The sequence below is a fragment of the Streptomyces sp. NBC_00096 genome, from assembly GCF_045041305.1.
GTDB lineage: Bacteria > Actinomycetota > Actinomycetes > Streptomycetales > Streptomycetaceae > Streptomyces.
In genome coordinates, this window is the sequence record NZ_CP108221.1 from 3,107,050 (window position 1) to 3,131,577 (window position 24,528).

Annotated in this window: 17 protein-coding genes and 6 tRNA genes; 9 read left to right on the plus strand and 14 right to left on the minus strand. The window is 72.3% G+C overall.

The features are described 5' to 3' along the window. The first annotated feature begins 48 nt into the window (after positions 1-48). The 3 genes from lhgO (at position 49) to OG904_RS13480 (ending at position 4,009) form a co-directional block, all read left to right on the plus strand. A complete protein-coding gene (gene lhgO, locus OG904_RS13470; protein ID WP_405497987.1) occupies positions 49-1,248 on the plus strand; it encodes an L-2-hydroxyglutarate oxidase in 1,200 nt (399 codons plus the stop codon). Between the two features lie 468 nt (positions 1,249-1,716). Next, positions 1,717-2,550, plus strand: a complete 834-nt coding sequence (trmB, locus tag OG904_RS13475; RefSeq protein ID WP_405490633.1) for a tRNA (guanosine(46)-N7)-methyltransferase TrmB — start codon at positions 1,717-1,719, stop codon at positions 2,548-2,550. A 115-nt stretch (positions 2,551-2,665) separates the two neighbouring features. Further along, positions 2,666-4,009 (plus strand): PrsW family intramembrane metalloprotease, encoded by a 1,344-nt coding sequence (locus OG904_RS13480; protein ID WP_405490635.1) that lies wholly within the window; start codon positions 2,666-2,668, stop codon positions 4,007-4,009. Here OG904_RS13480 and OG904_RS13485 read toward each other — a convergent pair. The 9 genes from OG904_RS13485 to OG904_RS13525 all read right to left on the minus strand — a co-directional run bounded on the left by OG904_RS13485 (position 3,960) and on the right by OG904_RS13525 (position 14,650). Next, a complete protein-coding gene (locus tag OG904_RS13485; protein ID WP_405490637.1) occupies positions 3,960-4,985 on the minus strand; it encodes a M23 family metallopeptidase in 1,026 nt (341 codons plus the stop codon). The genes OG904_RS13480 and OG904_RS13485 overlap by 50 nt on opposite strands. Before the next feature lie 282 nt (positions 4,986-5,267). After that, positions 5,268-6,440: a PP2C family protein-serine/threonine phosphatase gene (locus OG904_RS13490; RefSeq protein ID WP_405497989.1), complete on the minus strand. Its 1,173-nt coding sequence runs from the start codon at positions 6,438-6,440 to the stop codon at positions 5,268-5,270. Positions 6,441-6,626: 186 nt separating this feature from the next. Beyond that, a tRNA-Met gene (locus OG904_RS13495) sits at positions 6,627-6,700 on the minus strand. A gap of 226 nt (positions 6,701-6,926) precedes the next feature. Beyond that, positions 6,927-6,999: transfer RNA gene (locus tag OG904_RS13500), tRNA-Lys, on the minus strand. Positions 7,000-7,074: 75 nt separating this feature from the next. After that, positions 7,075-10,137 carry an FG-GAP-like repeat-containing protein gene (locus OG904_RS13505; protein ID WP_405490639.1) on the minus strand — a complete coding sequence of 1,021 codons (3,063 nt, stop codon included), beginning with the start codon at positions 10,135-10,137 and terminating at the stop codon, positions 7,075-7,077. A gap of 166 nt (positions 10,138-10,303) precedes the next feature. Beyond that, the gene (locus tag OG904_RS13510; RefSeq protein WP_405490641.1) at positions 10,304-12,739 is read right to left on the minus strand and encodes a DEAD/DEAH box helicase; all 2,436 of its coding nucleotides are present in this window, start codon (positions 12,737-12,739) and stop codon (positions 10,304-10,306) included. Positions 12,740-13,011: 272 nt separating this feature from the next. After that, positions 13,012-13,578 (minus strand): hypothetical protein, encoded by a 567-nt coding sequence (locus OG904_RS13515; protein WP_405490643.1) that lies wholly within the window; start codon positions 13,576-13,578, stop codon positions 13,012-13,014. A 185-nt stretch (positions 13,579-13,763) separates the two neighbouring features. Continuing rightward, positions 13,764-14,138 (minus strand): fluoride efflux transporter CrcB, encoded by a 375-nt coding sequence (gene crcB / locus OG904_RS13520; protein ID WP_405490645.1) that lies wholly within the window; start codon positions 14,136-14,138, stop codon positions 13,764-13,766. After that, positions 14,135-14,650, minus strand: a complete 516-nt coding sequence (locus OG904_RS13525) for a FluC/FEX family fluoride channel (RefSeq protein ID WP_405490647.1) — start codon at positions 14,648-14,650, stop codon at positions 14,135-14,137. Before OG904_RS13525 ends, crcB begins: the two co-directional genes overlap by 4 nt. Positions 14,651-14,787: 137 nt before the next feature. Between OG904_RS13525 and OG904_RS13530 the strand changes: the two genes are divergently transcribed. The 4 genes from OG904_RS13530 to OG904_RS13545 all read left to right on the plus strand — a co-directional run bounded on the left by OG904_RS13530 (position 14,788) and on the right by OG904_RS13545 (position 15,596). Then, positions 14,788-15,138, plus strand: coding sequence for a metallopeptidase family protein (locus OG904_RS13530; RefSeq protein WP_405490649.1), 351 nt, complete (start codon positions 14,788-14,790; stop codon positions 15,136-15,138). 177 nt (positions 15,139-15,315) lie between these two features. Then, positions 15,316-15,388, plus strand: a tRNA-Glu gene (locus OG904_RS13535). Between the two features lie 38 nt (positions 15,389-15,426). Next, positions 15,427-15,500 (plus strand) — tRNA-Asp (locus OG904_RS13540). A gap of 22 nt (positions 15,501-15,522) precedes the next feature. Further along, positions 15,523-15,596: transfer RNA gene (locus tag OG904_RS13545), tRNA-Phe, on the plus strand. Positions 15,597-15,639: 43 nt separating this feature from the next. Here the strand turns inward: OG904_RS13545 and OG904_RS13550 are convergent. From OG904_RS13550 to OG904_RS13560, 3 genes are all read right to left on the minus strand, one after another. Continuing rightward, positions 15,640-16,479 carry a cytochrome c biogenesis CcdA family protein gene (locus OG904_RS13550; RefSeq protein ID WP_405490651.1) on the minus strand — a complete coding sequence of 280 codons (840 nt, stop codon included), beginning with the start codon at positions 16,477-16,479 and terminating at the stop codon, positions 15,640-15,642. After that, complete coding sequence (locus OG904_RS13555; RefSeq protein WP_405490653.1) at positions 16,476-17,255, minus strand: DsbA family protein; 780 nt, start codon at positions 17,253-17,255, stop codon at positions 16,476-16,478. The genes OG904_RS13550 and OG904_RS13555 overlap by 4 nt, the downstream gene beginning before the upstream one ends. A 67-nt stretch (positions 17,256-17,322) precedes the next feature. Continuing rightward, a complete protein-coding gene (locus OG904_RS13560; protein ID WP_405490655.1) occupies positions 17,323-17,895 on the minus strand; it encodes a hypothetical protein in 573 nt (190 codons plus the stop codon). Positions 17,896-18,092: 197 nt separating this feature from the next. Here OG904_RS13560 and hrpA point away from each other — a divergent pair, with 197 nt between their 5' ends. Together hrpA and OG904_RS13570 are read left to right on the plus strand one after the other, a co-directional pair. Beyond that, positions 18,093-22,028 carry an ATP-dependent RNA helicase HrpA gene (gene hrpA / locus OG904_RS13565; protein ID WP_405490657.1) on the plus strand — a complete coding sequence of 1,312 codons (3,936 nt, stop codon included), beginning with the start codon at positions 18,093-18,095 and terminating at the stop codon, positions 22,026-22,028. Positions 22,029-22,097: 69 nt separating this feature from the next. After that, positions 22,098-22,171: transfer RNA gene (locus tag OG904_RS13570), tRNA-Asp, on the plus strand. Between the two features lie 637 nt (positions 22,172-22,808). Here the strand turns inward: OG904_RS13570 and bldC are convergent. Beyond that, entirely contained in the window at positions 22,809-23,015 is a 207-nt protein-coding gene (gene bldC, locus OG904_RS13575) for a developmental transcriptional regulator BldC (RefSeq protein WP_003949541.1), read from the minus strand. Positions 23,016-23,603: 588 nt separating this feature from the next. Further along, positions 23,604-24,416: a hypothetical protein gene (locus tag OG904_RS13580; RefSeq protein WP_405497991.1), complete on the minus strand. Its 813-nt coding sequence runs from the start codon at positions 24,414-24,416 to the stop codon at positions 23,604-23,606. Between the last annotated feature and the right edge of the window lie 112 nt (positions 24,417-24,528).

The following is a 24,528-nucleotide window of genomic DNA, read 5'->3' on the forward strand; positions in this document are numbered from 1 at the left end:
GTGCACTATGCAGGGGTGGGAGGTGTCAGTGTGGGCGGCGTAAGCAGCATGGGCAGGGTGGACTGCGACGTGCTGGTGATCGGCGGGGGAATCGTCGGCCTGTCGACGGCGCATGCCCTGGCCGGGCTGGCTCCGGGGACCCGGGTGGTCGTCCTGGAGAAGGAGGCCGGCCCGGCGCGGCACCAGACGGGCCGCAACAGCGGCGTGATCCACAGCGGCATCTACTACAAGCCGGGCTCGCTCAAGGCGCGCTTCGCGGTGCGCGGTGCGGCCGAGATGGTCAAGTTCTGCGCGGAGCACGGCATTCCGCACGAGGTCACGGGCAAGCTCATCGTCGCCACCGGGCGCGACGAGCTGCCGCGGCTGCACGCGCTCGTCCAGCGGGGCCGGGAGAACGGCATTCCGGTGCGCGAGCTCGGGCCGACGCAGATCTCGGAGTACGAGCCGGAGGTGCGCGGTCTCGCGGCGATCCACGTGGGGACCACCGGGATCGTGGACTACGGGCTGGTCGCGCGGCAGCTGGCGGAGTCCTCCGGGGCGGAGATCGTCTACGGCGGGGCGGTGGAGCTGATCTCGCGGCGCGCGTCCGGGGTCGCGGTGCGCACGAGCACCGGCCTGGTGGTGCGCTCCCGGGTGCTGGTGAACTGCGCGGGGCTCCAGTGCGACCGGATCGCGCGGCTGGCCGGGGACGACCCGGGGATGCGGATCCTGCCGTTCCGGGGCGAGTACTACGACCTGGCCCGGCCCGGTCTGGTGCGCGGGCTGGTCTATCCGGTGCCGGACCCGGCGTTCCCCTTCCTCGGCGTGCACCTGACGCGGGGCATCGGCGGCGGGGTCCACGTCGGGCCGAACGCCGTGCCGGCGCTGGCGCGCGAGGGGTACGGGTGGGGCGTGGTCCGGCCGCGGGACCTCGCGGACGAACTGGCCTGGCCGGGCTCCTGGCGGATGGCCGCGCGGCACTGGCGGTACGGGGCGGGCGAGGTGCGGCGGTCCCTGTCGAAGGGGGCGTTCGTCGAGGCGGTACGGCGGCTGCTGCCGGCGGTGTCTGCGCAGGACCTGGTGCCCGCGGCTGCCGGGGTCCGGGCGCAGGCGGTGCTGCGGGACGGGACGCTGGTGGACGACTTCCTGATCCGGGAGGGGGAGCGGGCGGTGCACGTGCTGAACGCGCCGTCGCCTGCGGCCACCGCTTCGCTGCCGATCGGGCGGGAGATCGCCGCCCGGGCCCTCAAGACCCTCCGCTCGGCGTAGCCCTCGGACCCGCCTGCTCGCTGCGCGGCGCCGGGGGGGCCACTGGGCGGAGCCGCCCCGTCCGCCGGCCGCGGGGCCACCCCACACGCCGGGAGTGGGGCCAAGCATCGCCGCCGGGCGGAGCCGCCCCGTCCGCCGGGCGCGGGCGCGCGTGGTGGGCCCTGCGGGGCGGAGTGCCCTACCCGCCCTTCGCCCGTTCCCCGGGCTCTGCCCGGACCCGGTCCTCAAACGCCGGACGGGCTGAAGGGCCCCTGGGGCTCAAACTCCCCCAGCTACCGCTGGGCGGTGCCCCCTGGCGGGGCTGGATCTTCCGGCCCCCGGCGTCCACGTGCGGGCTCACGCCAGGCCCATCCAGCCCGTCCGGCGTTTGAGGAGCGGGGGTCCGGGGGCTGGTTCCCGGGAGCGGCGCCGCAGTGCGGGGTCGCTGCTCAGCCCCCGGGGGTGGGGCGCGCGTAGAATCCGGGGATTGTGTCTGAGTCACTGAGCCCCCAGAATCCCGCCGCCGAGCCCGAGCCCGCGCCCGCGCCGGAGGCGACCTCCACCTACGTGCCCCCGAAGTGGCGTACCGAGCCCCGGTTCCCGGACGGGCCCGCGCCCGATCCGGCCGGGTCGCACCACGAGCGGCGGATCCGGAGCTTCCAGCCCCGGCGCAGCCGGGTGACCACCGGGCAGGGCGAGGCCCTGAAGCGGCTGTGGGGGACCTGGGGTCTCGACATCGACGGGCACGACGTCATCGACCTGAAGAAGATGTTCGACGGGCTTCCGGTCGTGCTGGAGATCGGCTTCGGCATGGGCGAGGCCACCGCGCAGATGGCCGCCGCCGACCCGGAGACGGGCATCCTCGCCGCCGACGTGCACACCCCCGGGCAGGGCAATCTGCTGGCCCTCGCCGAACGCAACGGGCTCAGCAACGTCCGTGTCGCGAACGGCGATGCCATCATCCTGCTCCGCGAGATGCTGCCCCCGGACTCCCTCGCCGGGATCCGCGTGTACTTCCCCGACCCCTGGCCCAAGGCCCGCCACAACAAGCGGCGCCTCATCCAGCCCGAGTTCCTCGCGCTGGCCGCCACCCGCATGGCACCCGGGGCGATCCTGCACTGCGCGACCGACTGGGAGCCGTACGCCGAGCAGATGCTCGAAGTGCTCACGGCCCAGCCCGAGTTCGAGAACACGCAGGAGGACGGCGGGTACGCGCCCCGGCCCGGCTTCCGGCCGCTCACCCGTTTCGAGGGCCAGGGCCTCGACAAGGGACACGTCGTACACGACCTTCTGTTCCGGCGCACGGGTAACGCGGAGAACTGACAACGTCACTCCGTGTGTCGGGTCGGCTCGGTAGAGTCATCGCGTGTCCCGAGCGACCCGACCGTCCCGGCTGTTCCGGCTGTTCCGGCTGTTCCGACCTTCCCGCCTGTTCCGTATGTCCAGTGCGCGCACCTACGCCCTCGTCGCGCTGCTCGTCGCCTGCGGTGCCGCGATCCTGGAGCTCGTACGCGAACAGACCGGTACGCCCGGGTTCTTCGTCGGCCTCGGTCTGGCCCTGCTGCCGGTGGCGCCCCTGGTCACGGCGTTCCGGTGGGTGGGCCGGGCCGCGCCGCATCCGTGGGCGCAGCTGCTGTTCTGCTTCGGCTGGGGGGCCTGCGCCGCGGCGCTGATCGCCATACTGGCCAACAGTTTCGCCACCCAGTGGATAGCCGCGGCCACCGCCGACCCCTCCGACGCCGACCAGCTCGGCTCGGTGGCGATCGCGCCGGTGGTCGAGGAAAGCGCCAAGGCGGCCGCCCTGCTGCTGGTGTTCCTGTTCCGCAGACGGCAGTTCACCGGCCCCGCCGACGGTTTCGTGGTGGCCGGTTTCACCGCCACCGGCTTCGCCTTCACCGAGAACATCCTCTACCTCGGCAACGCCTTCGACGAGGACGCCGCGAACGGCACCGCGGTACTGAACTCCGTGACGGCGGCGACCTTCTTCGTCCGGGGCATCATGTCCCCCTTCGCGCATCCGCTGTTCACCGTCGTCACCGGCCTCGGTTTCGGTGCGGCCGCCCTCGCCGTGCGCCGTACCCGCCGGATCGGACTGCCGTTGCTCGCCCTGGCGTCGGCCATGGGCCTGCACGCGCTGTGGAACAGCTCCTCGGATCTGGGCGAGTCCGGTTTCTACGTGGTCTACGGCTGCGTGATGGTCCCGCTGTTCGGGCTGCTGACCTGGCTGGCCGTGTGGATGCGGCGGCGCCGCCTGCGGGCCGTCGCCGGGCAGCTCGCGGTGTACGCGGCCGCCGGCTGGCTGAGCCCCGCCGAGGTGCCCGCGCTGGTGTCGATACCGGCGCGTTCGCTGGCCCGCGCCCTGGCGCGGAGCACGGGGGGCCGCGCCGCGGGACGGGCGGTCGCCCTGTACGAGGCCGATGCGATGGCCCTGGCCCTGCTACGTCACCGGGCGCACGGCCCGGGCCCGGTCCGGGAGCCGGACTTCGCGGGCCGGGAAAGGGAGTTGCTGCACCGGCTCTGGCTGCGCCGCGCGACGGCGGGCCCGGCGCTGTCCCGGGCGGCGGTGCTGGAGGAGCTGCTCCCGCCCTGGTTCGACCCCCTGGACCGGGCGCCCGTACTGGCCGGCCTGCTCCCCGGCCTGCCGGCTCCCCGCAGGTCCGCTCCCCGCGGATCCGCCGCACCCACCGGGTCCACCGCCGCCGCCGCACCCACCGCGGCCGCCGCGCCCGGTGCTACACGTTCAGACCCCGCGCCGTCAGCCATGTCAGGGGGTCCACCGTAGAGCCGCCTTCGCGCACTTCCAGGTGGAGGTGGGGGCCGGTGACGTTGCCGGTGGCGCCGACCCGGCCGATGGTGTCGCCCGCCGCGACCGAGCCGCTGGTCACCGACATCGACGACAGGTGGCAGTACCAGACCTCGGTGCCGTCGGGGAGCTCCAGGACGATCCGGTAGCCGTACGCACCGGACCAGCCGGCCGAGGTGATCCTGCCGTTGGCGACGGCCTTGACGGGGGTGCCGGTCGGGGCGGCGAAGTCGAGGCCGGTGTGGTGCCCGGAGGACCACATCGAGCCGGCGTCGCCGTAGTGGGAGGTCAGGGTGTAGGCCGAGGTGGGCAGGGCGAAGCCGCCGGCGGACTTGGCGATGCTCTCCGCCTTCGCCTTGGCCTCGGCCGCCTCCTTGGCCTCCTGCGCCTCGCGCTTCTCCTTGGCGGCCGCCTCGGCCGCCGCCGTCTCGGCCGCCTTGCGCGCGGTCTCCTGGGCCTCGCGCGCCTCCTTGGCCGCGGCCTCCTGCGCCGCCCGCTCCGTTTCGGCCCGTTCCCGGGCCGCGGCGGCGTCCTGCTGGGACTCGGCCTGCTGGAGGATGCGGCTGCGCAGCAGCTCCCCCGCGTCGGAGCGCCGGTCGGCCTGCTGCGGGAAGATCCCGGTCCGCGCCGTCTCCGCGGTCCGTGCGGCGCCGGCGTCGTGCCCGGCGGCGCCCGCGCCCCCCAGTACCTCCGGCAGTTCCGGCAGGGAGGGCAGGGTGATGGCGACCTGGGGCCGGTCCTGCGCGGTGGCGATGCCGCCCGCCCCGACCGCCGCGATGACGCCGACGCCGAGGACGGTGGAGGAGCGGGCCAGTCCGCCGCGCTGCTTGAGCACGCGGTGCTTGCCGCGCGGTGGGCGCGCCGAGTCCTCGGTGGGGTTCCACTCGCCCCAGGCTCCGGCGGTGGGCTGCTCCTGGACTTCGATGCCTTCAGGGGCAGGCGAGTTGGAGGCCACCGGGGCACACTCCTCATGGGCGAGCACGCGCACGGCGCCGTCTCTTGCGACGGCTGGGACAACCGCTCTGCGTTATCGAACGGTAATAGAAGAAGGGGAGTGATTCCAAGCAGTTGCGATTGATCGTTAACCACAATCAGCCACCCAACGCACGGCTCTGGCCAGGACTTTTCGCCATAGTCGCGGATCAACTCGGGCAAAAATCGGCTGACTCCCCCACCACTTCCGCCACATCTTCACATTGACGGTTCGTCAGGCATCTCGCTGAGCGCGCCCCTACGGTTACGCTCCGTCCCCTTTCGGGACCACCGGCACCGTCCGCCGCCGCTCCGGCTGCCGCTCCCCCGGCCTCGCCACCGCCAGCAGGGCCATGTCGTCCGTCGCGGCGCCGCCCGTATGGCGGCGCACATCGCTGCCGAGCGCGCTCAGCAGCTCGTCGGGCCCCGGGAAGACCCGCCCGCGCAGCCGGTCCGCCGGATCGTAGAAGGCCCCCGCACCGTCCCGGGCCTCGGTCAGCCCGTCCGTGTACAGGAGCAGCGTGGCTCCGGGCGGGAAGGGCCACTCCTGCACCCGGTCCGGCCAGCTGGCCAGGTCTCCCATCCCCAGCGGCAGCGCCGGCTCGGCGGGGGCCAGTACCGCCAGGCCCCCGTCCGCGTACAGCAGCAGCGGCTCGGGGTGGCCCCGGTTGACGAGCCGCAGCAGGCCCGCGCCCGGCGGGATCTCCCCGAGCACGCAAGTGGTGAAGCCCTCCACCGCGTCCAGGCTGTCGCGCCGGTTGCCCTCACGGGCCAGCGCCCGCTCCAGCCGCCGCGCCACGCCCTCCAGCGAGGGCTCGCTCTCGGCCGCCTCCCGGAACGCCCCGAGGACCACGGCGACCGCCTCGACCGCCCCGATCCCCTTCCCGCGCACGTCACCCACCGCGAGGCGGACCCCGTACGGGGTGTCCTGGACGGCGTAGAGGTCGCCCCCGATGAACGCGTCCGCCTGCGCGGCCTCGTACGAGGCGGAGACGTGCAGGCCCGCGATGCGCTCGGCGGGCGTCGGCAGCACGGCGCGCTGCGCGGCCTCGGCGATCCCGCGCGCCGAGGCGAGCTGCTCCGTACCGCGCCGCACGACGATGTTGATCAGCATGGCCAGCCCGGAGACGGTCAGGACGGTGGCCAGCTCGGTCAGGGCCTCCACCTTCCAGGTGGTGCCGTTGTAGATGTGCAGCAGCACCACGGCGAGGGTGGCCACGAACCCGGTCAGGACGGTGGCCCGGAGCGTGAACAGCGGGGCGGCGACGAGCGGGGCGGCGGAGAAGAAGGGGGAGCCGGTGAAGCTCGGCGGGGTCAGCACGTCGAACAGGAGGCCCACGACGATCAGGGTGGCCGGGAGCGCCTTGATGATCCGCCGGACCACCGTGCTGCCGGCGACCGCGCCGAACACCCGCTCGACCCTGCCCCGCCGGCCCAGCCCCGCCACGCTGCTCTCCTGCCGCCCGGTCCCTCGCACGGGTGCGGGCCGCCGCCTCGCCCCCCAAGGCTGGCCGCAGGAGGCCCCGTACGGCGACCCGGACGGGACCGTTCGGGTGATGGGGCGCTGACACCGGCACACGACGAAGGCCCGGTTCCCCAAGGGGAACCGGGCCTTCGTACTGAGTAGCGGGGGCAGGATTTGAACCTACGACCTCTGGGTTATGAGCCCAGCGAGCTACCGAGCTGCTCCACCCCGCGTCGGTAAACACAACTCTACGCCATCCGGGGGGAGGCCTCCGCCAATTAACGTCCGCAGCACCCCTGGACTGGACATCACCGCAGGTCAGGCAGGTAAAACACGGTGGGTGTGCCCGTCTCCCGGTGCCCGCGCCGGTCCGGCACGGCCGGTCCCCGCCGCATGCCTGACCCGCCGTCAACACGCGAAGCGCCCCACCCGGCGGACCGGATGGGGCGCTGTGAGCAGTAGGCCATGTCGGACTCGAACCGACAACCAACGGATTAAAAGTCCGCTGCTCTGCCAATTGAGCTAATGGCCCTCGGCTTGCTCACCCCAGAGCATAGCCCGAGAGGGCCGGACAGCCGATCGGGTATCGGCTATCCGGCCCGTGTCATCAGCTCAGGGTCGCGTACGCCCCCCAGCCGTCGCCGATCCTGGCGGCCTTGTCGAACTTGCCGTTGCCCCGGCCGTTGTAGCGCCACAGGACGCCCGCCTTGTCGCGCGCCACCAGATCGGCCCTGCCGTCACCGGTGATGTCACCGACGCCGACGAGGGAGTCGAAGACCTGCCAGCCCCCGCCGATCTCCACGCGGGGAGCCAGCTTGCCGTCGGACTGCCCCGGGTAGAACCACAGCTTGCCGGCGGGGTCGCGGCCCACCATGTCGCCGCGGCCGTCGCCGTTCAGGTCGCGCGCGCCGGCCAGCAGGTAGCCCTGCATGCCCTCGGCGACCAGCTTCTTGGGCAGCAGGGCGGTGCCCTTGAGTTCGTACGAGTACAGCTGACCCGTGGTGTTGTTCCTGGCCAGCAGATCCGGCCGGCCGTCCCCCGTGATGTCTCCCGGGGAGACGAGCGTGTCGTACGCGTTCCAGCCGCCGCTCCCGATCACCGAGTACGGCGAGGCCGGCGTCAGCGGCTTCCCGCAGCCGGGGCGGTAGGCCCGGAGCGCACCGGCCTTGGTCCGCGCGAGCACGTCGTTGCAGCCGTCGCCGTCCACGTCGGCGAACGGCACCACCGCGGTGATCGTGTTCTCACCGGTCCAGCCGCTGCCCGGGACGGCGGCACCGAAGGCGCCCCCGCCACCGGGACGGAACTCGGCCGTCCCGTCGGCCTTGAACCCGAGCAGGTCCCCGAACCCGTCCCCGACGTGGTCCCGCGGCCCGGCCGCGCCCCCGGAGAGCGTGACGGCCCCGGAGACGGTGAGGTCACCGCCCTGCCCGTCGGCGGGCTTCGCGGTGAGCGTCCAGTCGTACGCGCCGTTCTCCAGGAGCTTCCCGGCGGCGTCCCGGCCGTCCCAGCCCGGGGCGACGAGCCCGCGCGCTTCGGCGCCGCTCCGCACGGGGGTCGTGATGCCGGTCGCCTTGTCACGGACGCTCAGCTGCCAGGACCCGGCGGGCTTCGACAGCCACCAGCGCGGCTGCGTGGCACCCGGGTTCCCGGCGTCCCAGGTGGCGGGGGCGCTCTGGTCGATGACGGCCAGCGCGGAGGCGGCGCCCGTGATCCCGACGACGTGGACGGTCTCCGCCGGGTCGATGTAGGCCAGCGGGCCGCCGAACCGGTCGATGGTCCAGTCGACGCCGAAAGCGAGGGGCGGCTGCTCCGGCGCGAACTCCCGGACAGCGGTGCCGGACCGGAGGTTGTACACCTCGGCGTTTCGGGCGACGTACCCGTCGCCGAGCCGCACCGACCCCGCCTCCGGGGTGAAGGGCATCGGGATCCGCTTCTTGTCCGGCACGTGGTAGGCGGCCGCCGCGTCCCCGTAGGAGGAACAGGTCGAGTAGAACCAGTCTCCGCTGACCGCCAGTTCGTACGGGCGGCAACCCGATCCCAGGTCGAGGCGCCGGGTCACCTGCCCGGTCCGCAGATCCGTCCCGGCCACGACGCCCTTGTCGCCCTCGGGCTGCCAGAGCATGGAGCCCCACAGGGCCGAAGCCCACGGCAGGCCGCTGCCGAGGACCTTGCCCGTCTCGATGTCGGCCACGAGAAGCCGCTGGGCGGAGTTCTCGGACGCGACGAAGAGGAGGTACCGGCCCGAGGCGGCCACGATGGAAGTGGCCTGCATCGGGTTCGCGCTCTCCAGGCGCACGAAGCGGACGGCACCGCCCGTGCGGGCCTCCTTCACCCGTGCCACGACCACACAGGAGTAGCACCCGAGGCCGTCCTGGGTCGCCAGCCCGACCAGCCGCCCGTCCCCGGTCGCCGCGAACTGGTCGCCCGCCACCTTGCCCGCACAGACCGACTCGGTCGCTTCGGCGTCGCAGTTCCAGCTCCAACCCGGTGTCCGGGACACCGAGACCGGACCCGACACCGACGCCTGGTATCCCTGGATGCTCCTGTTCGGATCGTCCTGCCCGACGGCGAGCTGCCCCTGGGCGAACGCCAGGCCCTTGCGGTCCGCGGGGTTGGGCGGGGTGTGCAGCGCCTCCGTCACCTGCGGCACGCCCAGGGCGTCGGGCACGATGCGCTGGACGCCCCAGTGGGTGGAGTCGGTGCCCCCGTCGGCGTACACGGCCCCGTCGGAGCCGGACACCAGCGGTGCCTCACCGGCCCGGGGCAGCAGGGTGCGCTGCGCGCCACCGTTGATCGGCGCGGCGACCACCGCGTCGGCCGTCAGGTACTGGCGGCGGCTGACCAGCCAGTCACCGACGGGCCGGACTTCCAGGGTGTTCGGGTGGAGGTCCAGCGTGTGGGTGACGGCGGGGTTCGCCCTGGAGATCAGGGTCGCCTTCCAGTCGTACTGCAGCGCGATCCAGCGCGCGCCCAGGGCGACCTTGACGTGGTCGAGGTCCGTCACGCCGGCCGGCTTGGCCACGGTGCGCATCGTGCCCGCCGCGAAGTCGACCACCGCGAGCTGGTCCGACGCGTCGGCAGCCATGTAGCTGACCAGCGCGCTGTTCGTGTCCTGCGACTCGACCTTGAACGGGCGGGCGATCTTCTCCGTCGCCTTGACCGGGACGTCCTTGCGCGGATCGCCCTCGCGGCCGAGCAGGTGGAGATCGAGCCAGCCGTCCGTACGGATCTCGTACGTCAGCACCTGGGTGGGGCTGGAGGCCGACGTCCACACCCGGTTCGCCTGGGAGGCCAGGGTCTCCGTCTTGTCCGTGGCGAAGTCGTGGATCCTGAGGGGGCCCGGTGTGTCACTGCCACCGTCGAGGGAGAGCTCGCAGCCGGTCGAGTCGCCGTAACGAGCCGACCACTTGGTTCGTCCGTCGCAGCCGTTCCAGCTCGTTTCGCGGCCGTCCGGGCTCCGCCACCAGATGGTCCCGTCGAAACCACGGGGGAACTGCAAACCGCTGCCGGCTGCTTGGAGACTCGTGTAGTGCGGCGTCTGGTGCGGCGGCGCCGCGAGGGTGGCCTCGCCCCCCGGTGCCGTCGCCGCGGCCGCCGGTACGGTGCCCGCCCCTGCGAAGGCCAAGGCCAGTGCGAGTCCGCCCGCGCTCAGCGCGCGTATGTACTTCATTGTGTTCCCCCCGGGAAGGCCGAGGGGCCGTGGCGACGATCGGAATCGGTTCGCCTGCCTTGCCCCCCGGCAAAAAGTCAGCAGAGCTTAACAAAAGCCGACAGGGCCCCCACGACGGTTTCGTGGGGGCCCTGTCAGGCAGTCAGTTCAGCGCTGCGGCTTGCTATCAGTCGTTGCGCTTCCAGCGCGGCTTGTCGTCGCGGCGGCCGAAGGAGGAGCCGCCGGTCGAACCGGAGCCGGAGGGGCGGTTGTCGTCACGACGGCCGTACGGGCGGTCGCCGCCCGAGGGGCGGTCGTCGCGGCGGAAGCCACCACCGGAGGGACGGTCGCCACCGGAGCGGAAGCCGCCGCCGGCCGGGCGGTCGCCACCGGAGCGGAAGCCGCCACCGGTCGGACGGTCGCCACCGGAGCGGAAGCCACCGGAGGGACGGTCATCGCGGCGGAAGCCACCACCGGAGGGACGGTCGCCACCGCGGTCGTCACGGTTGAAACCACCCGAGGGGCGGTCGTCACGACGGAAGCCACCACCGGAAGGACGGTCGCCACCGCGGTCGTCACGGTTGAAACCACCCGAGGGGCGGTCGTCACGACGGAAGCCACCACCGGAGGGACGGTCGCCACCGGAGCGGAAGCCGCCACCGGTCGGACGGTCGCCACCGGAGCGGAAGCCACCGGAGGGGCGGTCATCGCGGCGGAAGCCACCACCGGAAGGACGGTCGCCACCGCGGTCGTCACGGTTGAAACCACCCGAGGGGCGGTCGTCACGACGGAAGCCACCACCGGAAGGACGGTCGCCACCGGAGCGGAAGCCGCCACCGGTCGGACGGTCGCCACCGGAGCGGAAGCCACCGGAGGGACGGTCGTCGCGGCGGAAGCCACCACGGTCGCCGCCACGGTCACCACGGTCGTCGCGACGGTTGTCACGGCGCTCGTAGTTGCCGCGGTCGTCACGGCTCTGGAACGCGGGGCGCTCCTCGGCGACCGGCGCGGCCGCGGCGGCAGCCGCGACCTCGGCCTCGGCGGCCTCGGCCACCTCGGCGACAGCGGCCTCCGGGTCCTCGCCGCGCTCACGCGCGGAGCGGGCGACCAGGCGGTCGGCCTCCTCGCGCAGCTCGACGGCACGGCGCGACAGGCGCTCCAGCTGCTTGGTGAGGTCGGCGACCTCGCGCTCGGCCTGCTTCGCGGCGTTGTTCGCGGAGTCGGCCTGGACCTGCGTCAGCGAACGGGCACCGGTGATCTCGGCGACCTCGGGGTCGAAGGCGCCGACGCCCTGGACGATGTGGCGCGAGGCGTCGACGCCCGCGTCCTCCATCAGGCGGAAGATCTGGCGGCGCTGGTGCGGCAGGGCCAGGGAGACCACGACACCGGACTTGCCGGCGCGGGCGGTACGGCCCGAGCGGTGCAGGTAGTCCTTGTGGTCGCCGGCCGGGTCCACGTTCAGGACCAGGTCGATGCCGTCGACGTGGATGCCTCGGGCGGCGACGTCGGTGGCGACGAGCGCGTTGACGTAGCCGTCCTTGAAGTCCGCGAGGACGCGGGTACGGGCACCCTGCGTCATGCCGCCGTGCAGCGCGTCGGCCTTCACGCCGGCCTCGATGAGCTGCTCGGCGATGCGGTCGGCGCCCAGCTGGGTGCGGACGAAGATGATGGTGCGGCCCTTGCGGGCGGCGATGGCGGCCGTGACCGGCGCCTTGTCCTTCGGCTTCACGACGAGGACGTGGTGCGTCATGGTCGTGACGTTGCCCTGCGCGCTGTCGACCTCGTGCGTGACGGGGTTCGTCAGGTAGCGCTTGACCAGGGTGCCGATCTCGTTCTCCATGGTGGCGGAGAAGAGCATGCGCTGGCCGCCGCCGGGGATCTGGTCGAGCAGCTCGGTGACCTCGGGCAGGAAGCCCAGGTCGGCCATCTGGTCGGCCTCGTCGAGGACCGCGACCTGGACGTTCGCCAGGGAGCAGGCGCCGCGGTTGATGATGTCGCGCAGACGGCCCGGGGTGGCGACGAGGACGTCGACACCGCGCTCCAGAGCGAAGATCTGGTTGCTCATGGAGGTACCGCCGCAGACGACCTTCATCTTGAGGCCGAGCACGTCGCCGTAGGGCTGCAGGGCGTCCGCGACCTGCATCGCGAGCTCACGCGTCGGCGTCAGGATGATCGCGCGGGGCTTCTTCTTCTCGGTGTGGCCGCCGGCCAGCGAGGCCAGGGTCGGCAGACCGAAGGAGAGGGTCTTGCCGGAGCCGGTGCGGCCGCGGCCGAGGATGTCCTTGCCGGCCAGGGCGTCCGGGATGGTCGCGGCCTGGATCGGGAAGGGCGCGGTGACGCCGTTCTGGGCGAGCTTGCGCACGATCCCGTCCGGCAGACCGAGGTCGCCGAAGGTCAGGGTGGGCTCGGCGTCGGCGTCGTCCGCCTCGGCGGCGTCGTCGTCGAAAGCGTCGGTGGAGTCCTCGAGGGACTCGCCGGTCGTCACGTCGGCCTCGAGGGCCTCGATGATCTCGTCGGCGACTACGGCCTCAAGGGCCTCGGTGACCGCGAGGGTCTCGGCGTCGACGATCTCGTTGGAGTCGTTCTCGGGCATGACGGAACGGTCAGAACTGGAAATGGACATGCGAAATGCGAAACCTTCCGGAGTCTCGGCACGCGCCCAAACTCCGTGAATCGCAAATCGACCGCCTCAATGCGGTCAGCCACGGTTGGGGAGAGTACGCGCCACGCGGCGCTCTTCGGAGTCGGCGCCGGGCAATGGGATCAAACGATCTATAACCATACGCACCCTCCCCGGGGTCTGGCAAGTCGCTCCCCCAAAGAAGGCTCTGACCTGCGGAGATGCCGATCCGCCCAAGGCGGGCGGACCATCCCGCGGCCTCCGTCCACCGCCCCCTACTGGCCCCCCGACCCGCTGCTGGGATCCGGCTGCGAGGGCGCCGGACTCGGTGTGGTTTCGGTCACGGGCGGCGGTGAGACCGGGGGGACCGCGGACGGCGACGGCGGGGCCGGGGAGGCGGACTGCTGGCCGCCCCCGGAGCCGCCCGCGCCGCCGGAGCCCGAGCCGGAACCGCCGCCCGTCGGGGGCTGCTGCGGACCCTGGCCGCCCGCGCCGCCGCCCGGGCCGGCCGAGGGCGAGGGAGCTCCGGGCGGACCGGCCGGGGCACCCGGGCTGGGGGAGGCGCCGGGCGCGCCGGGGGTGCTCCCGGGGCCTCCGGCCTTGCCGTCCTGGTTCCCCGTACCGTCCTTCGAGCCGTGGCCGCCGCCGTGCGCCCCGGCGCCCTTGCCGGACGAGGAGCCACCGCCGGACTTCCCGCCCTGGATCCCCGCCGGCGAGGAGGGCCCGGGCTTCGCGGCGTCCTCCCCGACGCTCATGCAGCCCGCCGTCGCCGCCACCGCGAGCGCGGCGACCGCCAGTCGCAGGGGGCGAAGGGAGCCGAGGGGGCGGAGGGAAGCGGTCAACTGGCGCACGGGGCACCTCCGGAACACAGGCAAAGGTCCGCGGTGAGCGGGTCAATGTGCCCAACTCCCTCTGCCCCGTAAGAGACACGCTCCAAAGGGGAGAAGGGCTCCGCCCCACCGGCCGACATCCGCCCCACCCGCCGGCATCGCCCACCCGCCGGCGCCCGCCGGCATCCGCCGGTCCGTCAGGCGAACAGCTGCCGCGCCACCTGCGACCCGAGCGTCACCCCGCCCAGCCCCACCAGCACCGAGGCCGCCACGTTCGCCGCCGCGAGGAACCTCCAGCCGCGCTCGGCCAGGCGCAGCGTCTCGTAGGAGAACGTCGAGTACGTGCTCAGCGCCCCGCACAGCCCGGTCCCGAGCAGCAGGCTCAGCCGCGAGGAGGCCGCGCCGTCCAGCACCGCCCCGGTCAGGGCCCCCAGCACGAGGCAGGCGGCCGCGTTCACCACGAAGGTCCCCCACGGGAAGACCGAATCGTGCCGCGCCTGCACCGCGCGGTCGGTCAGGTAGCGCAGCGGTGCCCCCACGGCGGCGCCCAGGATCACCACGAGCCAGTTCACCGGCCCGCCCCGGCCCCGGCCGCTCCGGCACCGGCACCGTCGCCGTCGCCGTCGCCGACCGCACGGCGCGTCAGCCGGGCCGCCGCCCACACCGCGCCGAGCGCGGCCACCACCGTGAGCCCGGCGTACGCCAGCGCGGTCACCGTCTCACCGGCGTCCAGCAGGCGCGCGAAGTCCACGGCGTAGGTGGAGAAGGTGGTGAACCCGCCGAGCACCCCGACCCCCAGGAAGGGCCGTACGAGGGGGTGCGCCGAGCGGCCGCCCTCGCTGATCAGCACCATGAGTACGCCGATGAGCGCGCAGCCCGACACGTTGACCCAGAAGGTCCCCCATGGGAAGGCCCCCGGCGCGGCCGGCCACAGCAGCGCGACCCCGTACCGCGCCGAGGCGCCCACGGCTCCGCCGGCCGCCACGGCCGCGAGCACCCGGGGCCCCGGTTCGGCTCGCTGCGCCGGGACGTGCAGGTCGACGTCCGGGTCGATGGGCTCGGCGCCCTCCACCGGGCGGGTCATCCGCGCCCCGCTTCGCCCACCGCGGTCGTCACCACTTCCAGACCTTCCAGCACTGTCGGCACCGGGCCATTCTCGCGCGCCGCGTCCCGGCCCGCCCGGATCGGCTCGATCGGCCGCGGACGCGGGAGAATGGCCTCGTGCTGGAGATGACGCGAGACGCGTTCGAAGAGCTGGTGGCCGAAGCGCTGGACTCGATCCCCGAGGAGCTGACCCGGGTCATGGACAACGTGGCCGTCTTCGTGGAGGACGAGCCCGCCGCCGACGACCCCGAACTGCTGGGCCTCTACGAGGGGACCCCGCTCACGGAGCGCGGCGAGTGGTACGCCGGGGTCCTGCCCGACCGGATCTCGATCTACATGGGTCCGACCCTGCGGATGTGCGGGAGCACGGAGGAAGTGGTCCACGAGGTCGCCGTGACGGTGGTCCACGAGATCGCGCACCACTTCGGCATCGACGACGAACGGCTCCACGAACTCGGCTGGGGCTGACCTCCCCGGATCACCCCCGCCGAACACCCCCGCCGAACAGCCCCGCCGAACAGCCCCGCAGATCACCCCGCGGAACACCCGCGACCGGCCGCGCCGAAACCGTTTTGGCGATCGCCGCCGGGATCCCATATGCTTCTCACGTCCCCGACGCGCTGGAAAGTGCCCGGCGGGCCTTTAGCCCTCATCGTCTAGTGGCCCAGGACGCCGCCCTTTCAAGGCGGTAGCACGGGTTCGAATCCCGTTGGGGGTACGCATTACCGTGTGCGAGACTCGTCTCGCACATTGCAAGGACCTGTGGAGCAGTTGGTTAGCTCGCCACCCTGTCAAGGTGGAGGTCGCGGGTTCAAGTCCCGTCAGGTTCGCTGAAGCCGGAAACGGTTTCGTGGCTGGGTAGCTCAGTTGGTACGAGCGATCGCCTGAAAAGCGATAGGTCGCCGGTTCGACCCCGGCCCCAGCCACCGGATACGAGAAGGCCCCGTCCATCGGACGGGGCCTTCTTCGTCATTCCCCTCCGGCCTCCGCCGCCCGCGCCCGCCGGCGCCACTGCACCAGGCCCACGCCCACCGCCACCGCGGCGACCAGCCCGAGCAGTGCCCCGTCCGGGACCGCGTCCGCGACGGCCTGGACCCGCTGCTCCACCGCGAACGAATCGTCCACGTCCAGCAGCCCCGGCAGCGCACTGGCCCCGTCGTAGATCAGGAACAGCGCGCCGAGCACGATGAAGAACAGACCCGAGGCGAGCGTCGTCGTGTGCACTTCGAAGCGGCCGACCGTCAGGGCGCGCCCGCGCAGCCAGCGCCGCCGTCCCAGGTCGAAGCGCTCCCAGAGCAGCGCCAGCACGAACAGCGGCACCGCCATGCCCAGCGCGTACACCGCCAGCAGCAGGCCTCCGTAGACCGGGCTGCCGCTGACCGCCGCCACCGTCAGGACGCTGCCGAGGATGGGCCCGGCGCAGAAGCCGGCCAGGCCGTAGACCGCGCCCAGGGCGTACACCGACAGGGCGGTGGTCGGCCGGATCCGCCCCGACAGCTCCGAGATCCGCTTCGGGGCGAAGCCCAGGCCCAGGATCTGGGCGAGCCCGAGCGCGATGATCAGCCAGCCGCCGAACAGCACGAGCCCGTCGCGGTTGCCGTGGAAGAACCGCCCGGCGTACGAACCGGCCGCCCCCAGCGGTACGAGGGTGCTCGCGAGGCCCGCGTAGAAGATCCCGGTGCGGGCCAGCAGCCGCGAGGTGGAGTCGATCGAGTAGGCGAAGAAGGCGGGCAGCAGCAGCGCGCTGCACGGGCTGAGCAGGGCGAGGAGGCCGCCAAGCAGGGCGGCCAGGTATCCGACGTCGGTCACTTCGCGGCCGCCTGCGCCTGGGCGCGGGCCTTCTCGACGGCCTCGGTGAAGGTGTCGAGGGGCTGGGCTCCGGCCACGGGCCGGCCGTTGAGCAGGAAGGACGGGGTGGAGGCGACGCCGATGCGGTAGCCCTCCTCCTGGTCCTTGCGGAGCGCGGCGGTGGCCTGCTCCCCCGCCATGTCCTTCGCGAAGCGCTCCAGGTCCGGGACCCCGGCCTGGCGCGCGAGCTCCGTCAGCCGGTCCTCGCCGAAGCCCTTCTCCTTGGAGCCCTCGGCGTACGCGGCCGCGTGGAACTGCGCGAAACGGTCCTGCTGCCCCGCCGCCCAGGCGGCCTTGGCGGCGGCCTCGGATTCGGCGCCGAAGATCGGGAAGTTGCGCCACTCGATGCGCAGGGTGCCGTCCTGCACGTACTTCTTCACCAGCTCGGGCTCGGTGTCCCGGGCGAACTTCCCGCAGTAGCCGCACTTGAAGTCGGAGTACTCGATCAGGACGACGGGCGCGTCGGCCCGGCCCGCGGCGAGCTTGTCGCCGGGCTCGCGCCGGGCCAGCGCCTTCAGCTGCGCGGCGGGGTCCGCGGAGGATCCGGCACCGGCACCGGCCTCGGGCGCGGAGGCGGAGCCGGAGCCGGAGGACCGGGCGGGGTTCTTCGCGGGCGCGGTGGCCTGCCAGGAGACGAGGCCGAGGGTGACGGCGGCGACGGCGACACCGGCGGAGATCAGCAGGGGCTTGCGGTTCGAGGGCTTGCGCTTCGGGGGTCGGGAAGGGGAAGAGGACATACGGGTGCTCCAGAGCTGTACGTACGGGAAGCGGGCGGGGCGGACCGGGCGGATGCGGCCGGTCCTCCTAGACCCGCATCACGGACAGCTCCAGCGGCGACGGCGCCGGCTGACCGGGCGCGCGTACGGGAACCCGTACGGGTATCACCTGCGGCCGGGCCGCCACCCCGGACGGCGACCCCGCGGGCGGGGCCTGCGCCTGGTCGGAGCCGGAACGCCCCGGCAGGGCGGGCACGCCGTCGTGCCCGGGGGAGCCGGGGGCGCAGGCGGGCCCGGGAGAGCCGGCCCGTGCGAAGGCAGCGGCCGCCTCCCCGACGCCGGCGGCCCGCACGGCACCCGGCCCGGCAGCGGCGACCCCGGGCGCCGCTTCGGCCTCCCGGACCTCGGCCGGGAGGGGAGCCGGCGCAGGCGCAGGCGCCCCGAGCGCGGGGTCCCCCACGGCACGCGGTCCGGCGGCCGCCGCGGCCGACCCGGCGGAGGCCGACCCCACGGAGGCCGACCCCACGGAGGCCGACCCGGCGGAGGCCGACCCCGCCGCCGACCCCGCGGCGGTCCCGCCCGCGAAGGCCCCGGCCAGCAGGGCCCAGCCCAGCAGCACCGCGAACACGCACCGGAGGCGGAGGCGGCGGGGGCGGGACATCGCGGGCAGCCTCTCACTGGGACTTTTCGGAGTGACGGGTCGGGTCACGGTTCGGGCGACGGTGGTCCGGGTGACGGTTCGGGGTGCAGTTCAGGCGCCACTCGGGCGGACTCGGGGGACTCGTCCCGAAATGGTACGGGTCCGCCCCACAAATGCGTTCGCCACCCGGCGCCCACGGGTGAGATCCTCGACCAGGTATGTCTACTTCCTTCGCCGCCCTGCAGACGCTTCTCGGTGAGATCTCCCTCCGTGACGCGCACCGCCTCGGCCGCCGCCTCGAAGGCGCCCGCCGCATCCGCAAGCCCGAGGCCAAGCAGGCCGTTCTCGACGAGATCGCCACGGAGGCCGAAAAGGCCGCCGCGCGACTGGCCGGGCGCGCCTCGCGGATGCCGGAGGTCACGTATCCCGAGAACCTGCCCGTCAGCCAGAAGAAGGACGAGATCGCCGAGGCGATACGCGACCACCAGGTCGTGATCGTCGCGGGCGAGACCGGCTCCGGCAAGACCACGCAGATCCCCAAGATCTGCATGGAGCTGGGGCGCGGGGTCCGGGGCATGATCGGCCACACCCAGCCCCGCCGGATCGCGGCCCGCACGGTCGCGGAGCGCATCGCGGAGGAGCTGAAGTCCGGGATCGGTCAGACCGTCGGCTGGAAGGTCCGCTTCACCGACCAGGTGGACCAGGACGCGACCTTCGTGAAGCTGATGACGGACGGCATCCTGCTGGCCGAGATCCAGACGGACCGCGAGCTGCGCGCGTACGACACGATCATCATCGACGAGGCCCACGAGCGATCGCTCAACATCGACTTCCTGCTCGGCTACCTCGCCACGCTGCTGCCCAAGCGCCCCGATCTCAAGGTGATCATCACCTCGGCCACGATCGACCCGCAGCGCTTCTCCCGGCACTTCGGCGACGCCCCGATCGTCGAGGTCAGCGGCCGGACGTACCCCGTCGAGGTCCGCTACCGCCCGCTCCTGGAGGAGGAGGGCGACGACAGCGACCGCGACCAGATCACCGCGATCTGCGAGGCCGTCGACGAGCTCCAGGCGGAGGGGCCGGGCGACGTCCTGGTCTTCCTCTCCGGCGAGCGCGAGATCCGCGACACGGCGGACGCGCTGAATAAACGGAATCTGCGGTTCACCGAGGTCCTGCCCCTCTACGCACGGCTCTCGCACGCCGAGCAGCACCGGGTCTTCCAGCAGCACACCGGCCGCCGGATCGTCCTGGCCACGAACGTAGCCGAGACCTCGCTGACCGTTCCGGGCATCAAGTACGTGATCGACCCGGGCACCGCCCGCATCTCGCGCTACAGCCACCGCACCAAGGTCCAGCGCCTGCCCATCGAGCGGATCTCGCAGGCCAGCGCCAACCAGCGCAAGGGCCGCTGCGGCCGCACCTCGGACGGCATCTGCATCCGCCTCTACTCCGAGGACGACTTCACCACCCGTCCGGAGTTCACGGACGCCGAGATCCTGCGCACGAACCTCGCCTCCGTCATCCTCCAGATGACCGCGGCCGGCCTCGGTGAGATCGAGAAGTTCCCCTTCATCGACCCGCCGGACCACCGCAACATCCGCGACGGCGTGCAGCTCCTCCAGGAGCTCGGCGCGCTGGACCCGGCCGAGAAGGATCACAAGAAGCGGCTCACCCCGATGGGCCGCCAGCTCTCCCAGCTGCCCGTGGACCCCCGGCTGGCCCGGATGGTGGTGGAGGCGGACAAGAACAACTGCGTCCGCGAGGTCATGGTCATCGCGGCGGCCCTGTCCATCCAGGACCCGCGCGAGCGGCCCTCGGACAAGCAGACGCAGGCCGACCAGAACCACGCCCGCTTCAAGGACGAGACCAGCGACTTCCTGTCGTTCCTGAACATGTGGCGCTACGTCCGCGAGCAGCAGAAGGAACGCGGTTCGTCCTCCTTCCGCCGGATGTGCAAGCAGGAGTACCTGAACTTCCTGCGGATCCGCGAGTGGCAGGACATCTATTCGCAGCTGCGTACGGTCGCCAAGACCATGGGCATCCACGTCAACGAGGCCGACGCCCCGGAGACGAGCGTGCACATCTCCCTGCTCGCCGGTCTGCTGTCGCACATCGGGCTCAAGGACACCGACAAGAACGAGTACCTGGGGGCCCGGTCCGCCAAGTTCGCGATCTTCCCGGGCTCCTCGCTGTTCAAGAAGCAGCCGAAGTTCCTGATGTCGGCCGAGCTGGTGGAGACCTCGCGGCTGTGGGCCCGGGTGAACGCCAAGGTGGAGCCGGAGTGGGTGGAGCCGCTCGCCCAGCACCTGATCAAGCGCACCTACAGCGAGCCGCACTGGGAGAAGGACCAGGCGGCCGTGATGGCCTTCGAGAAGGTCACGCTGTACGGCGTGCCGATCGTCGCCCAGCGGAAGATCAACTACGGCCGGATCGACGCCGAGGTCTCCCGCGAGCTCTTCATCCGCAACGCGCTGGTGGAGGGCGACTGGCGGACCCACCACAAGTTCTACGCCGACAACCGCAAGCTCCTCACCGAGGTGGAGGAGCTGGAGAACCGCGCCCGGCGCCGCGACATCGTGGTCGACGACGAGACCCTCTTCGACTTCTACGACCAGCGGATCCCCGAGCACGTGGTCTCGGGGGCGCACTTCGACTCGTGGTGGAAGCACAAGAAGCGCGACGAGCCCGAACTGCTCGACTTCGAACGCGAGATGCTGCTGACGGAGAAGGCGGCCGGGGTCACCAAGGCCGACTATCCGGACTCCTGGGTCCAGGGCCGCCTGAAGTTCCGGGTGACCTACCAGTTCGAGCCCGGCGCGGACGCGGACGGCGTGACCGTACACATCCCGCTCCAGGTGCTGAACCAGGTCACGGACGAGGGCTTCGACTGGCAGATCCCGGGCCTGCGCGAAGAGGTGGTCACCGAGCTGATCCGGTCCCTCCCGAAGCCGATCCGCCGGCACTACGTGCCCGCACCGAACTTCGCGACCCGGTTCCTGGCCACCGCGCACCCGCTGCAGGAGCCCCTGCACGTGACGCTGGCCCGGGAGCTGCACCGGATGGTCGGGGTCCCGGTCACCGCCGAGGACTTCGACCTCAGCCGCATCCCCGACCACCTGAAGATCACCTTCCGGATCGTCGACGAGCGCCGCAAGAACCTCGCCGAGGCCAAGGACCTGGAGGCCCTGCGGCTCCGGCTCAAGCCCAAGGCCCGCCAGGCCCTCTCCCAGGCCGCGGCGGCCAGCGCCGAGCGCGAGGGCGGGGAGTCGGTGGAGAAGACCGGGCTGACGGACTGGACGATCGGCACCCTGACCCAGGTCTTCGAGACCCGCCGGGCCGGCCAGCCCGTGAAGGCGTACCCGGCGCTCGTGGACGCCGGTACGAGCGTCTCCGTACGCCTCTTCGACACCGAGGCCGAGCAGCGGCAGGCGATGCGGCTCGGCACCCGGCGGCTGATCCTGCTCAACATCCCGGTGAACCCGGCGAAGTTCGCCTCCGACCACCTCAGCAACCAGCAGAAGCTGGCGCTGTCGCGCAATCCGCACGGCTCCATCCAGGCGCTGTTCGACGACTGCGCGACCGCGGCGGCCGACAAGCTGATCGCGGACCACGGCGGCCCGGCGTGGGACGAGGCGGGCTTCCGCAAGCTCTACGAGGCCGTGCGGGCCGACCTGGTGGACTCGACCGTGCGGACGATCACGCAGGTGCAGCAGGTCCTGGCGGCCTGGCAGGCCTGTGAGCGGCGGCTGAAGGCCACCGGCAGCCTGGCCCTGATGGCCAACGTCCAGGACGTACGCGGCCAGCTGGCGGCCCTCGTGCCGGCCGGGTTCGTCACGCTCGCGGGACTGCGCCGGCTGCCGGACCTGATGCGCTACCTGGTGGCGGCCGACCGGCGGCTCCAGCAGATGCCCACGGGCGTCCAGCGCGACACCACGCGCATGGAGAAGGTCCACGAGATGCGGGACGAATACCTCTGGCTGCTGGAGCAGTTGCCCAAGGGGCGCCCGGTTCCGGCGGAGGTCACCGAGATCCGCTGGATGATCGAGGAACTGCGGGTCAGCTACTTCGCGCACGCCCTCGGAACGGCGTATCCGATCTCCGACAAACGCATCGTGAAGGCCGTGGACGCGGCCGCCCCGGGACCGGCTCGGTGATCGGGTTCGACTGCACCCCCTGAGCTGCGGTACAGTCTGATTCGCAGCCGCCCAGCGGAGGCAAATCAAGGACCTGTGGAGCAGTTGGTTAGCTCGCCACCCTGTCAAGGTGGAGGTCGCGGGTTCAAGTCCCGTCAGGTTCGCAAGATCGTCAGGGCCCGCATCCCCAGGGATGCGGGCCCTGACGCGTTCCCGGCTCCGGGGCCGCCCGATGGCAGGGCTCCAGGACGGACTCCGGAGCGGCCCCCGGGCCACGAACCCGCCCCACGGCCCCGATTGGGTTCGGGAGCCGCCAGAACCCCACCTGACGCGCGCCGGCGCCCCCAGGGGCCACCTGGGGGCCCGCCGCGGCGGGCCGGGCCGGGGATCACGGCGGAAGCGGCCCGGGTCCGGGGTCCGGGTCCGGGGTCCGGGAAAATCGCCCGTCCGCATGATGCGCTCTGCGGCACACGTCCCCTTACGGGGTGCATTGCCTGATCCACAAGAGTGATCATCTGTGACGGGAGTCACCACATGTGTTTTTGAGACGCACCCTTTTATCGCACCCCTACGCACCCTCAATTTAATATGTGCAATTGCACCCTCCCCGGCCAGCTCCGCACACCAGTCCGACAACCCCCTGACCAGGCATAAAAAAAGATCGCGCTGGACCCGGCGGAGTCCAGCGCGATCGAACGACTGATGAACCTGTTGGGGCAGGTCCAGTCGTTTGAAGCCATGTGGGGCTCATCGGATTGGGGGACCCGATATAGACCCGTCAATAAGTGGTGCTGCGGAACCTCAGGCCTCGCTGCGCTGCTGCGGAATTCCCGCAAGCAGTGCGCGGACCTCAGCCTCGCGGTAACGGCGATGTCCACCCAGGGTGCGGATGGACGTGAGCTTGCCAGCCTTGGCCCAGCGGGTGACCGTCTTCGGGTCCACGCGGAACATCGTGGCAACCTCAGCCGGGGTCAGCAGCGGCTCGGCATCAGGGGTGCGAGCGGTCATGAGCGGCCTCCTCGGGAGAACCGAACCATCTCGGTTCTTTCCTCTAAATTCTGCACCTTGGCCCACGTTGCCCGAAATGGACATACGCGGGCCGAGTCGGTTATAGGACGAACGGCTTGTCCTCGGCACTACAACTACACCATCCGTCCAGCCTCGACGGCCAAACCGATGGAATTGCCCTCCGAGGTGTTCATCAGCGGCGGAAGCCGATGGACCGTCCCATAACGGACAGTCACCCCACTGTGACGATCAGTCACAGAGCGATCAGGAGTCGTCAGACCCCCCGTAGAGTGCAATACCGAGCAATCCGCCCTTAGTTGGGCGGAAGGAACCCTCCCCGGACTCCTTGTCCTATTTTGGCACGAGGGTAGGGGAAGGGCGCAAGGGTGTAGATAGTGCGGTCCGTCACGCTTGGGCCAATGGCCCGTATCGGGACGTAGGTCCCGGAACAAAGACCCAAAAGAGGGCATCACGGCCTTGAGCTGGCCGTTCCCTCCCGTGGTCGGCCGGTCGGCGGATGGACAACGGCCTCCGGAGCCGCTACCCACCCCCGCGCCGGATTTGCCGGCCGGATCCGAAAGAGACGGCCTAGTTCGCGAAGAGCCTCTCCCGGACCGCCCGCCACCGGTCGGCCAGCACCTCGTACGTCTGCGCCGCCCCCTCCCGGTCACCGGCCCGCAGCGCCGCGATCCCCGCCGCGAGGTCCCCGGCCGAGCGGTCTGCCTCCAGCCGCTCCGCCGGCAGCGCGTGCAGCAGCCCCCCGTAGTCCAGCTCCACCATCGAGCGGGGGTGGAACTCCTCCAGCCAGCTCCCGACCTCCACCAGCCCCTCGGCGAGCATTCCGTACCCCTCCGCCTCGCGCAGGGTCCGCAGCGCCCGCGCGAGCCGGCGCCGGGCCTGCACCATCGGCGTCCGGTAGCGCAGCCGCTCGCCCGCCGCGTACTCCCGCTCCTCGTCGGCCACCAGGACGAACCAGCGCAGCGGCACCTGCCAGACCCCGGTACGGATCCACGGCCGCGCATCGGGATTGCGCCCGCGCCAGGCCTCGTACTCCTCGGCCGCCCGACGGCGGGCCGCCGCCGGCAGGGCGGCGTCCAGGACCGGCAGCGGGAACTCGGCCACCAGCTCCTGGAGCGCCAGCCAGCCGCGCAGCCTGGTGCGCCACGGGCAGACCAGCAGCACCCCGCCCACCTCGGCGGTGAAGGCGTCGGCGCTCTCGTGCGCCGGGACCCCCACCACGGGGACCCGTACCAAATCCACCAGCGAGCGGCGCAGTTCGTCCTGGGCGGTCGCCGTCACCCCGCGCCGGGCGTAGTCGGCCCAGTGGGTGCGCTCCGGCTCCGGGAAGGCGGCCAGCGGTTCGTAGACGCGCAGGTAGGAGGCGTACGGGACCGCGGGCATCGAGCGGGCGGAGGGCAGCCGGGGATCGGGGGATTCGCTCACGCTCTCGTACTCCCCCGCACCGGCCGGGGCTACTCCGAAGCCCCGCCGCCCGGTCGCCTCCTAACCCCTG

Bases quoted from the DNA above. Each gene is read 5' to 3' on its own strand.
- lhgO (WP_405497987.1), top strand. From the start codon at position 49: ATGGGCAGGGTGGACTGCGACGTGCTGGTGATCGGCGGGGGAATCGTC.
- OG904_RS13480 (WP_405490635.1), top strand. From the start codon at position 2,666: ATGTCCAGTGCGCGCACCTACGCCCTCGTCGCGCTGCTCGTCGCCTGC.
- OG904_RS13505 (WP_405490639.1), bottom strand. From the start codon at position 10,137: ATGAAGTACATACGCGCGCTGAGCGCGGGCGGACTCGCACTGGCCTTG.
- OG904_RS13510 (WP_405490641.1), bottom strand. From the start codon at position 12,739: ATGTCCATTTCCAGTTCTGACCGTTCCGTCATGCCCGAGAACGACTCC.
- OG904_RS13525 (WP_405490647.1), bottom strand. From the start codon at position 14,650: ATGACCCGCCCGGTGGAGGGCGCCGAGCCCATCGACCCGGACGTCGAC.
- OG904_RS13555 (WP_405490653.1), bottom strand. From the start codon at position 17,255: ATGTCCTCTTCCCCTTCCCGACCCCCGAAGCGCAAGCCCTCGAACCGC.
- OG904_RS13560 (WP_405490655.1), bottom strand. From the start codon at position 17,895: ATGTCCCGCCCCCGCCGCCTCCGCCTCCGGTGCGTGTTCGCGGTGCTG.
- hrpA (WP_405490657.1), top strand. From the start codon at position 18,093: ATGTCTACTTCCTTCGCCGCCCTGCAGACGCTTCTCGGTGAGATCTCC.
- bldC (WP_003949541.1), bottom strand. From the start codon at position 23,015: ATGACCGCTCGCACCCCTGATGCCGAGCCGCTGCTGACCCCGGCTGAG.
- OG904_RS13580 (WP_405497991.1), bottom strand. From the start codon at position 24,416: ATGCCCGCGGTCCCGTACGCCTCCTACCTGCGCGTCTACGAACCGCTG.